This is a genomic window from Bacteroidota bacterium (assembly GCA_016706255.1).
Classification (GTDB): domain Bacteria; phylum Bacteroidota; class Bacteroidia; order Chitinophagales; family BACL12; genus UBA7236.
Map to the genome: position 1 here is coordinate 992,976 of JADJJZ010000006.1, position 12,143 is coordinate 1,005,118.

Below are 12,143 nucleotides of genomic sequence, written 5' to 3' on the forward strand. Positions count from 1 at the left end.
ATAAAATGTATTAAAATGCGCAAGAGTTTAGGTTTTCGGGATTAATTTTGTGCCTCAATCAAAAGATATGTCCGAACAACTTGCTACAGTAGAACAAGCCCGACAATTAGGTTTGCTCGCCGAAGAATTTGACCACATAAAATCGATTTTAGGCAGAACACCCAACTTTACTGAACTGAGTATTTTTAGTGTGATGTGGAGCGAACACTGCAGCTACAAAAATTCAATTACCCTGTTAAAAACCTTACCGCGCAAAGGCAAAAAAATGCTGGTGGAAGCAGGTGAAGAAAATGCGGGATTAATTGATATTGGCGACGGACTGGGATGTGCATTTAAAATTGAAAGTCATAATCACCCATCTGCAATCGAGCCGTACCAAGGCGCTGCAACAGGTGTTGGCGGAATTCACCGCGATATTTTTACCATGGGTGCGCGACCAATTGCATCATTAAATTCATTGCGTTTCGGAAATATCAACAATAAAAAAACACAACACTTAATTCGTGGTGTGGTGAAAGGTATTGGCGATTATGGTAATTGTTTTGGCGTGCCTACAGTTGCCGGTGAAGTATATTTTGAAGATTGTTATAACACCAATATTCTGGTGAATGCCATGAGTGTTGGAATTGTAAAAGTTGGTGAAACCGTTTCTGCAATTGCTGAAGGGGCAGGCAATCCGGTATATATTGTTGGAAGTGCTACCGGAAAAGATGGTATTCACGGCGCAAGTTTTGCCAGCGGCGATTTACATGATGAAAGTCATGAAGATTTACCTTCCGTGCAGGTAGGGGATCCGTTTCAGGAAAAATTATTATTGGAAGCTACATTAGAAGCAATTAAAACCGGAGCTATTGTCGGCATGCAGGATATGGGTGCAGCAGGTATTACCTGTTCCACATCAGAAATGAGTGCGAAAGGCAAACACGGTATGAAAATATATCTCGATAAAGTACCAACCCGTCAAAAAAATATGAAAGGCTGGGAGATTTTATTGAGTGAAAGTCAGGAACGTATGCTCGTTGTTGTGAAAAAAGGCATGGAAAAAGATATTGAAGCTGTTTTCGACAAATGGGATTTACACTGCGAAATAATTGGTGAAGTAATTGAAGGTGAATTATTACAATATTATATGCATGGTGAACTGATTGCAGAAGTGCCTGCAGAAAGTTTAGTGTTAGGCGGCGGTGCACCAATTTATAAACGCGAGACAAAAGAACCTGCTTATATTGCAGATATCAAAAAATTTGATGCGTCTAAAATAGAACAACCTAAAAATTATAAAGCCGTTGCAGAAAAATTAGCAGGTAATCCGAATATTGCGAATAAAAGATGGATTACCGTGCAATACGATTCAATGGTTGGTGTAAAAAATACATCGACAAATTTAAAAAGTGATGCATCACTAATTCGTATCATCGGAAAAAATAAAGGTTTAGCGGTTACCACAGATTGTAATTCGCGTTATGTGTTTTCTGACCCTTATGTTGGTGCAATGATTGCTGTGAGTGAAGCCGCAAGAAATATTGTTTGCAGTGGTGCAGAACCCGCTGCAATTACTAATTGTTTAAATTTTGGAAATCCTTATAACCCTGAAGTTTACTGGCAATTCAGCAATGCAATTAAAGGTATGGGTGATGCCTGCCGCAAATTTGATACGCCTGTAACCGGTGGTAATGTTTCTTTCTATAATCAAAGCGAAGAAGGCCCCGTTTACCCGACACCAACAATCGGAATGGTTGGTGTTTTGGAAGATTATAAAAATCAGATGACATTAGATTTTATTAATGCAGGAAATGTAATTATGTTGATTGGAAAATCAACTGATGATATTGCTTGTAGTGAATATTTGAAAGAGATGCATAACATCACTTTATCACCTGCTCCGCATTTCGATTTAAATGATGAATTTGCTTTACAACAAACCATAAAAGAATTAATTCGCAACCAGTTAATTTATTCAGCGCACGATGTAAGTGAAGGTGGTTTATTTACTACTTTGCTGGAAAGTGCAATGGTAAATAATCTCGGTTTCGAAATTGAAACAGATGCAACTATCAGAAAAGATGCATTTTTATTTGGAGAAGGTCAAAGTCGTGTTGTAGTTTCTACTTCAAGCGAAAAAGCTTTTGTTATCGAAAATATTTGTAAAGAATATGGTGTTCCGGTAAATGTGTTAGGAACTGTTACAGATGGAAATATAAGTGTTGACGGCGAGGCATTTGGTCTTACTGTTGATTTCAAATCCATTTATGATAATGCGATTGGAAAGTATATGACAGCAGAAGCCGGCGTATAAGTACAATTGTTAAATGTATTTTACAGAGCGGCTGATTTCGGCCGCTTTGTTGTTTATAGCAGATATAAATGATAATTTTGAAAACAAGTAGCGGCGTTTAATTATATGTTTAAAAAAACATCTGCATATTATCATTATATCTGGCTCATTGTAATAATAGGTTTGTTTGTCGTCGCCAAATTACCTGCTTTGCAATTGCCTTATTTTTGGGATGAATTGGGTGTTTATGCAAGGGCCGGTTTGTATTTGCACGATAATGGTTTAGGCCTCTTACCAAAAAATTTGCCACCGGAATTATCTCGCGGACATCCATTGTTATTTTCATTTATTCATGGTTGCGGATATTTGTTGTTTGGTGATTCTGTATTAGGCGGACATATCACAGGTTTATTAATTGCCATTGCGTTACTATTCGCCATTTATTATATTGCAAGATATCATTATAACGTTCAGGTGGCGTTGCTGGCTGTTTTATTTACTATAGTGCAACCTGTATTTTTTGCGCAATCGGTTTTGGTATTGCCTGAAATTTGTCTGGCTTTATTTATGTTATGGGCAATTCATTTTTGGGTGATAAAAAAATATGTTGCCTACGCCATTTTTGCCACAGCAGCAATTTTGGTGAAGGAAACAGCAGTTATTATTCCCGTTGTAGTGATCGTGGGTGAAGTAATTGACATCCTGGTTCAAAAGAAAAAAGGAAATACTTATAAATTCGGGCTTGGACAATTATTAGTGCTAACACCGTTTGTAATTTTTATTGTGTTTTTAATTATTCAGCATGCTCAAAACGGATGGTATTTTTTCCCATTACATGAAGCAAGTATTAATTTTTCTCTTACTAACATTTTTGATTTCGCCGGAGATTTTTTTTCGTTTATTTTTTTGGAACAGGGGCGTATCGCTGTTTCCACAGTTGCGTTTATACTGATTATTTTCGTCCTTATTAAAAAATCAATACACTATTCGCGCTTCAGTATTTTTTTACTGATATTATTTTTAGGTGGTGTATTATTTAATTCGATTAATTTTTTCATGAACCGCTATCTCCTCTTTGCCATTATTCCGCTGATAATTATATTATCTGCGTTAATTGTGAAGGCTGGAAATAAATACAAGATGCTGTATATTTTTATTCCTGTAGTATTTATTGCCGGAATGATTTCCATGTATGGTTATGAACTTTATCCCGTTTCAAAACCGGATATGACACTTGAACAAAAATTTCATTATGATGAAGATATGAGTTACCAGTATTATATCGAAGCCCAGCAACAAACTATCGATTATATACTCAGCGGTTCGAATCAAAATACAAAGGTATTTGCCAATTTCCCGCTTGTATTAACTTTTCGGGATACGCGTTATGGTTTTACTGATAAAGTAAATACTATCGATTTCACCCTGCAGAAAAAAGCTGCCTATCAGCGCGATTTTGATTTTGCTGCAATTTGTAATCCCGGTGCTTATGATCACCACTTACCTGCCGGCGACAGTCTGCAAATCATTAAAAATTTCAGTAACAGGGTAGTGGAAGTGAACATCTACACCCCAACCCAGCCCTGGTAAAGGAACTTTTTTTATCTACATTTGTTATAGAAAAAATGATAAAAATGCGTTCAACTATTCTATTTTTCGCGGCAATTGGTTTGCTATCAATGGCAGCGCTTCAGGGATGTCAGCAATCGGTTAACGGTTCCAACGGAGCTGAAAAGCAACCTTCCGGTATGGAAGCGAAAGCTGCTGAGCCATTTAAACCGAATGAAGCATGGAATAATTACTGGTATGCCGGAAAAGCGGAACTCACCAGTTACTATTTAAAACAAAGCCGTTACGGAGAAATTCATGAAGGCACTTTGGTGAATGTATTTGTTGCAGAAGATTTTTCAAAAAGTAAACAAGTTAAATTAGATGACGCCTCTGCGGCCGGTGCAGATAAACAACCTGTTTTAAAATTAAATCAGTCTACAAAATTTAATACAGGCATTTATCCTTATTCAATCATGTTAAGTGCATTTCAACCAATTGATATTAATAATTATCCGCATGCCGTAAAAATAACCGGCAGTATGCAGGAATGGTGTGGTATGGCTTATTATCAAATGAATGCCGGAAAAAATGGTTTTGATATTCAGTCGAGAAGTTATTTTGAATCGGAGGGCGACCGTAATCTGAATTTTGCAACGGTGATGCAGGAAGATGAATTGTGGAATTTAATCAGAATAAATCCCGATAAATTACCAAAAGGTGAAATGAAAATTTTACCTGGTGCTATTTATTTAAGATTATCGCATAAACCATTGGAACCTGTAATGGCTACTTTAGATTTACGTGATGAAAATGGTATCATGGTATATGTAATCGATTTTCCTACTTTAGGAAGAAAATTAAATATTCGTTTCGAGAAAAATTTCCCATATAAAATTACCGGATGGGATGATACCTATGCCGGATTTGACGGCAAAGTGTTAACCACAACCGCAGTTAGAAATAAAGAAATACTTTTAGATTACTGGAATGCACATAATAATGCAGACCGGATTTTAAGAGAACAATTAGGATTACCGAAAGACACGCAATAATTATTCAACAAAAGGTAAATCGTAGCGAATTGAAAAACGGCGTTGTGTATTCATAAATGCCTCGGCCTGTTGTTTCAACATATTTTGATTTGACAATAATAATTCCTGCACGCGAATGGAATCAGATTTAAAATATAAACTGTCGGCTAAAATTTTGTGAATGGTATCGTAAATGGAAAAGGCATTTAAATAATTTTCAATCATTGCCAATCCTGCTAAACGTAAAGTATCATCGTCGGAAAGTGGTTCAAGGTTATTTAGTGAATCCTGCATGTTGAGCAAACGGGTAACAGAATTTTGCTTTTTCAGGTCATATTCCTGCATAAAATTGGTTGTGTTCCACACTTTCATTGTGCGCTCACTTTGTTCAATATACGTAACTACTTTATCGTTATAGTTTGTAACCCGCTCGTATTTTTTTTTGTTGCAGGAAATCAGCAGCATCCCTAAAAGCATACAAACCACGATAGTTCTCATATAAATTTGATTTAGTTTTGTACAAAATTACACAAATGGCATCTGAATTACATTCTGAACAACCGCTGGTGCTGGTTACCGGTGCACTGGGCTTTATCGGAAGCTGTCTGGCGCTTGAATTACAGCGTTCCGGCAACTATAGTGTGGCTATTTGTGATAACCTTGCTGCGGTGCATAAACTCCCCAACCTGGATGCGGTGCAATTTGCCAAAACAATCGACCGTAAAGATTTACTTAATGAGCTGGAATCAGGTGCTTTACCTGAGCTAAAGGCCATCATACACATTGGAGCCAGAACAGACACCACTGAATTTAATAAAGCCATTTTTGATGAATTAAATGTGGCTTATTCTAAATCATTATGGGAAATATGCACAGAAAGAAATATTCCCTTTATTTATGCTTCCAGTGCTGCCACTTATGGCGACGGAGAATTGGGATATAAAGATGACCACGAATTAATTCCTTCCCTGAAACCACTTAACCCATATGGCGATTCAAAAAATGAATTTGATAAATGGGTGCTCCAACAAACTGCTTGTCCGCCCAATTGGTATGGCCTCAAATTTTTTAATGTTTATGGCCCTAACGAATATCACAAAGCAAGAATGGCATCGGTAATATTTCATGCCTATCATCAGTTTAAAAATTCAGGAAAAGTAAAATTATTTCGTTCGCATAAATCAGGTTTTGATGATGGCAAACAGTTGCGTGATTTTATTTATGTTAAAGATGTAATTAATGTGATAACCTGGTTAATGGAAACATTACCACAATCCGGAATTTATAATCTCGGAACCGATCAGGCGAGAACGTTTTACGACTTAGCAGCATCAACTGCATCAAGTATGCAAATTCCGCTGTCGATTGAATGGATTGATATACCTGAAGATATTCGCGATAAATATCAATATTACACAGAAGCCGATATGGATAAACTCAAAGCAGCAGGATATAAAAAACCCTTCCACACATTGGAGGAAGGGATTTATGATTACGTTCGGAATTATTTATTGCCCGGTAATTATTATTAATTACAATTCGATAATAATACCAATACTCGGCAACAAAGTACCATTGGAATTTTCTAACTGATAAACCTGATAACGTGTTGGGTCTTCCGGATTTAATATCGGATTTCCGGCATCATCTTTCACAACATCAACTAACGGTTGTAAGGTAGTTTGAAAATTATATACATTTTGAATATCGAGATAAACATCTAAATTCCACTGGTTAAAAAACCATTTTTTATCTACACGAATATCCAGTTGATGATAAGGGTCTAACCGTTTTGAATTTAACTGACTGAAATCTAACACACCCTGACGATTAATATCCCAAACATAAGTGAGTGCGCTGTAATTAATATCGTAAGGTGTATAAGGTAAACCACCACTAAAACGCCATTTAGCACCAACTTCCCAATCGTGTTTGAATTTTTTTCCTGCTGTAAGTGCAATAATCGTTCTATTGTCCCACGACGATGGTGCGAAATTTCCGGCAGCATCTTCAAACTCGCTCACTACGTAGGTTACAGACAAAATACCATAAAAGTTTTTATTTAATTTTTGTTGGGCAAGAAATTCAATTCCGTAACTCCTTCCATTGCTGGTAGATGTAACAGGTTCATCGCCAATAACACCAAAATCGGCTCCCAAATTTGCAAGCGAAACAGAATCTCTTAAACTGAATGGATAATGCGCATATTGTTTGTAAAATCCTTCCAGTGTAAATCTCAAATAACTGTTTGGACGATATTCAGTTCCTGCAACAAGATGTTTGGATTGGATATAAGTGATATTATTTGCTTTATTAATAAAATTATTTTCACCTTCTGCATAACCTAAAATGGTGTATGCCGGTAATTGATAATAAATGCCTGTATTAAAATTTAAACTCCATTCATCTGTTAATTTATATGATGCGGAAAAACGTGGCGACAACTGGTCTAATAAATTTTGCATGCTGCTGCTATAATTATTAGCATCTGCGCGTAAACCAAATGATATAATGAGTCGGTAATCTAAAAGCGTTGTACTACTTTGCACAAAAGCACCCCATTTCTGGAATTTTAAATCGGAATTATAATCAACCGTAATTACATCTTCACCAAAAGGAATTAACTGATAGGTATCGTTGGTATATTTGGCGAGCTCTAAATTAATTCCTCCGCGTATCCTGAATTTATTGATGTCCAACGTTTCTTCATAACGCAATTTATTTTCCATTTCACGGCTGGTATAATCAAATATTTTATTTTCCGGAATTGATTCGTCGTTGTCAATATATTTATAAGCGCGATTATTCAACATATTTCTGCTGGCAACAATAGTGGAATAGCCGCGTTCGCGATAATGTTTGTAGCTGCCACCTATTGTATAATTCCATTGAGTCTGATAAGGTAAATTGCCTAAAATATATTGCTGATAAGCACTGGTATCATCTTCTGTATTTAAATCAAACTGATCAATAGCACCTAAACCAATTATGGTAATTTCATTTTTTTGATTCAGTTTAATTTTTTGTTTGTATTGAAAATCATTGTAGGTTGGCAAAAAGGGTAAACCAATTGCACCGAATAAAAATTGGAGATAACTTCTTCTTGCAGATAATAATACCGATGATTTTTCACCAAGTGGACCCTCAGCAGTTAAGCCAACATCACTGGAACCCAAGGTAAAACTGCCACCCCATTTATCGGTGCGACCATCACGTTGTTCAAATGAAAAAACACTACTTAGCGCATTGCCATAATTAACCGGAAAAGCACCCGAATAAAATTCCACCTCGCGAATAAAATCCACATTAATCATTCCAACCGGTCCGCCACTTGAGCCTTGGGTCGCAAAGTGATTAATATTTGGCACTTCAATACCATCTAAATAAAATCGGTTTTCATTTGGCGAACCACCTCTGATAATAATATCATTTCTAAATGATGGCGTATAAGTTACACCCGGCAAACTCTGAATTACACGACTGATATCGCGGTTACCACCGGGGTTTCTTTGAATTTCGTTTGCACCAATTGTTCGCAGCGATAATGGTGATTCATCTGTTTTATCGGTAATGGTTTCTTTTACTTCAACTGCTTCAAGCAAATTTTCATCTTCTTCCATTACCACATTTAAATAAACAGGTTTGGCATTGGTAACCTGTACTTCAAATAATGTTTTCTTTTTAAATCCGATAAAACTGAATTCAACATTATACAAACCCGGTGGAATATTTTCAACGGAATAGTTTCCGTCTATATCACTTAGTGTACCGTAAGTGGTTCCTGATAAAATAATAGTTACAAAAGGTAAAGCCTCATTGTTGATGCTATTGGTAACTGTTCCGTAAATTTTTCCGGTTTGGGCCTGGAGTGCTGTGCAGGTAAGGGTTAACAGCACCACTAAAAATCGCTTCATATGAGTATTAACAGTAAGCTGCAAAATTTGTTTAATGCAGCGTAAAACATTTTTAATGTTGTGCATTTTTTTTAATTGTTTCCCACATTTCCTGTGTCATCACACAACGAAATCCTGAGTGATCCTGACCGGTATCATAACTTGTTGCCATACGTGCGGCAACGCGATAACTGGAGCAATAAACTTCATTACATAAAAAGGAACCACCACGTTTTGCACGAACAATATTATAGGGTTGATTCGGGTCATAGGACATTTCCGGCCCTTTTGGATTGGTTACGGTGCCCTGCGCGAAACACTTGTTGTAGTAGTCTACATGGTAGAAATCACTACACCATTCCCAGACATTTCCGGCCATATCATACAGGCCAAATTTATTGGGCGGATAACTTTTTACCGGCGAGGTCGTTTTATATCCATCTTCAGCAGTATTTATGTTTGGAAAATTGCCCTGCCATGAATTGGTATGTTGTGCAAGATTCTTATCATCACCCCAGGGATAAATTGCACCGATTACTCCACCTCTTGCAGCATATTCCCATTCTGCTTCGGTTGGTAATCTTTTCCCTGCCCATTTACAATATGCTACCGCATCGTCCCAACTCACCTGAACTACAGGATGATTTTCTTTGCCAATTATACTCGTCATTGGCCCCTGAGGATGCATCCAATCGGCCCCCTTCACAAAACTCCACCAATTCAAAAAATTATTAAGGTCTACAGGTTTTGTTGTAGTTGTAAAAACCATACTGGCAGGTTCCAGCATTTCATCAGCGGGCTTGGGTGTTCCGGGAGGCACCTGTTGTTTTAATTCTTCCCAGTCTATTGGTCGCTCCGATGTTGTTTTATATCCTGTCGCTTTAACAAATGCTGCGAATTCGGCATTGGTTACTTCAGTAATATCTATCCAAAATCCGTCGAGTCGGACAGTATGAGCAGGACTTTCATCACTTCTGTGTTGTGGGTCAGTATCTGTTCCCATGATATATTCACCGCCGGGAATCCAAATCATGCCCGGGGGGCCGTCGGCAGGAGCAATCGTATCAGCCACAAACGCAACCGGTGCAGCCACCTCATTACTTTCAGGATGCGATTTTGAAGTACATGCCTGTAAACATGCCGACAGGGGAATCGCCATGAACAAAACAAATTTTGAAAATACCTGCGCTTTCATGCTTACAAAGATAATTACAATTATTGTGCGTTTGTATAAACAACCACGCTGATAAAAATGCTTAAATAAACGTTGATATATGTTAACGTAGATGTAAGTCACCGCTAAAACAATGGGATATGTCTATATTTGACGCTTAAATCTAAATTTTATGAATAAATACTGGTTGATAGCACTTATTAGCTTAACCGTGTTTTCCTGCAAACCCAAAGCAGAAAAAACTGAAGTTGCCCGCGAAGATTTTATGAAAGATTTTATCGATTCAACGGTAAATCCGGGTGATGATTTTTTCAAATTTGCTGTAGGCACATGGTTAAAAAATAATCCCATTCCCGAAAGCGAACGTTCATGGGGAATATGGACTTTAGTAAATGAAGAAAATTATGCACGTATCAGAAAAATAAATGAAGATGCTGCTGCAAACACCAAAGCTGCAAAAGGTAGCAACGAACAAAAAATTGGTGATTTCTGGTTTACGGGTATGGACACTGTAACTATCGAAAAACAAGGCATTACACCATTAAAACCTGAGCTGGATAAAATTGCTGCCATTCAGGATAAAGCCGGTGTAATTAATTCAGCTGCTTATTTACATTCTATTCAGGTGCAACCATTTTTTGGTAATTATATTTTCCAGGATGAAAAAAACAGTAATCAGTTCCGCTTACATTTTTATCAGGGCGGTATCGGTTTACCTGACCGTGATTATTATTTTGATAAAGATGAACGCACAACTAATATTCGTGCAGAATATGTAAAACATATTTCCAAAATGTTTCAGTTAACCGGTGTTGATGTGGCTACCGCTGATAAAAATGCAGCAAACATTATGCGCATGGAAACTGCATTTGCAGGTGCATCACGAAAACTGGAAGCTTTGCGTGATCCATACGCAAATTATAACAGAATGAGTATTGCAGATGTAAATAAATTATGTCCTGCAATTCCATGGGAATCGTTTTTAGCACAAGCCGGCATAAAAAATATTGACTCCGTAATTGTTGGTCAGCCGGAATTTTTCAAACAATTAAATAAATCGATTACTACTGAAAGCCTTGACAACTGGAAAGCGTATTTACAATGGAATTTATTAAATGCCTATGCCGGACAATTGAGCAGTGATTTTGATAAAGAACATTTTAATTTTTACGGCACCATATTAAATGGTACAAAAGAGCAACGTGCAAGATGGAAACGTGTTTTAGATGCTGAAGAAGATGCAATGGGCTTTATGCTCGGTCAGTTGTATGTAGCAAAATATTATCCGCCTGAACAAAAAGCGCGTTATGAAAAAATTGTAGAAAATGTAATGGAAGCCTACAAAGTACGTATTCAGCAATTAGAGTGGATGAGCCCTGCTACCAAAGAAAAAGCATTGCTAAAATTAAGTACAGTAATTAAAAAAGTTGGATATCCAGACAACTGGCGCGATTATTCTTCGCTTGAAACTGCAAGAGATTCTTATGTGCAGAATGCCATTCGTGCAAGCAAATATTTACATGCTTATGAAGTTGCAAAATTATACAAGCCGGTTGACAGAACTGATTGGGATATGACTCCGCAAACCTGGAATGCATATTACAATCCAAGTAATAATGAAATTGTATTACCGGCCGCAGCATTTATTGTTCCCGGTGTGCCGGATGAATTTGTAGATGATGCAATTGCTTATGGCTACGCAGCAGGTTCTACAATCGGGCATGAAATTACACATGGTTTTGATGACCAGGGAAGTCAGTTTGATGAAAAAGGAAATTTAGTAGAATGGTGGACACCTGAAGACCGTGCACAATTTTTAGAACGCACCAAAAAAATTGTGGAGCAGTTTAATAATTATATTATTATCGATACCATTCATGTAAATGGTGATGCAACACAAGGTGAAAATATTGCAGACTTAGGTGGTATGTTATTAGGGTTTGAAGCATTTAAAATGACCGACCAATATAAAGAAGGAAAATTAATTGGCGGATATACACCTACTCAACGTTATTTCCTTGGTTTTGCCTTATCATGGTATGGAAAATATCGTGATGAAGCAATGGTATTACGTGCTAAGACAGATGTACATTCACCTAATTTTTTACGGGTAAATGGTCCTGCTTATAATATTCCGGAATTTTATGATGCATTCGGTGTTAAACCGGGTGATAAAATGTATGTGCCGGATAGTTTAAGAGTGAAAATCTGGTAAAAAG

The 12,143-nt window shown here is 37.1% G+C and carries 8 protein-coding genes; 5 read left to right on the forward strand and 3 right to left on the reverse strand.

The window, feature by feature from the left end; genetic code table 11:
* Positions 1–67 precede the first annotated feature (67 nt).
* From purL to IPI65_12955, 3 genes are all read left to right on the forward strand, one after another.
* Positions 68–2,296 carry a phosphoribosylformylglycinamidine synthase subunit PurL gene (gene purL / locus IPI65_12945; GenBank protein MBK7442420.1) on the forward strand — a complete coding sequence of 743 codons (2,229 nt, stop codon included), beginning with the start codon at positions 68–70 and terminating at the stop codon, positions 2,294–2,296.
* Positions 2,297–2,401: 105 nt separating this feature from the next.
* Positions 2,402–3,865 (forward strand): glycosyltransferase family 39 protein, encoded by a 1,464-nt coding sequence (locus tag IPI65_12950; protein MBK7442421.1) that lies wholly within the window; start codon positions 2,402–2,404, stop codon positions 3,863–3,865.
* Positions 3,866–3,909: 44 nt separating this feature from the next.
* Positions 3,910–4,878 (forward strand): hypothetical protein, encoded by a 969-nt coding sequence (locus IPI65_12955; protein MBK7442422.1) that lies wholly within the window; start codon positions 3,910–3,912, stop codon positions 4,876–4,878.
* Here IPI65_12955 and IPI65_12960 read toward each other — a convergent pair whose 3' ends face one another.
* Positions 4,879–5,355 (reverse strand): hypothetical protein, encoded by a 477-nt coding sequence (locus tag IPI65_12960; GenBank protein ID MBK7442423.1) that lies wholly within the window; start codon positions 5,353–5,355, stop codon positions 4,879–4,881.
* Positions 5,356–5,420: 65 nt separating this feature from the next.
* On the opposite strand from IPI65_12960, the gene rfaD reads away from it, so the two are divergent.
* Complete coding sequence (gene rfaD / locus IPI65_12965; protein MBK7442424.1) at positions 5,421–6,389, forward strand: ADP-glyceromanno-heptose 6-epimerase; 969 nt, start codon at positions 5,421–5,423, stop codon at positions 6,387–6,389.
* Here rfaD and IPI65_12970 read toward each other — a convergent pair whose 3' ends face one another.
* The gene (locus IPI65_12970) at positions 6,390–8,771 is read right to left on the reverse strand and encodes a TonB-dependent receptor (GenBank protein ID MBK7442425.1); all 2,382 of its coding nucleotides are present in this window, start codon (positions 8,769–8,771) and stop codon (positions 6,390–6,392) included.
* Positions 8,772–8,823: 52 nt separating this feature from the next.
* Positions 8,824–9,945: a formylglycine-generating enzyme family protein gene (locus tag IPI65_12975; protein MBK7442426.1), complete on the reverse strand. Its 1,122-nt coding sequence runs from the start codon at positions 9,943–9,945 to the stop codon at positions 8,824–8,826.
* A 151-nt stretch (positions 9,946–10,096) separates the two neighbouring features.
* Between IPI65_12975 and IPI65_12980 the strand changes: the two genes are divergently transcribed.
* Complete coding sequence (locus IPI65_12980; protein ID MBK7442427.1) at positions 10,097–12,139, forward strand: M13 family metallopeptidase; 2,043 nt, start codon at positions 10,097–10,099, stop codon at positions 12,137–12,139.
* Positions 12,140–12,143: the final 4 nt, after the last annotated feature.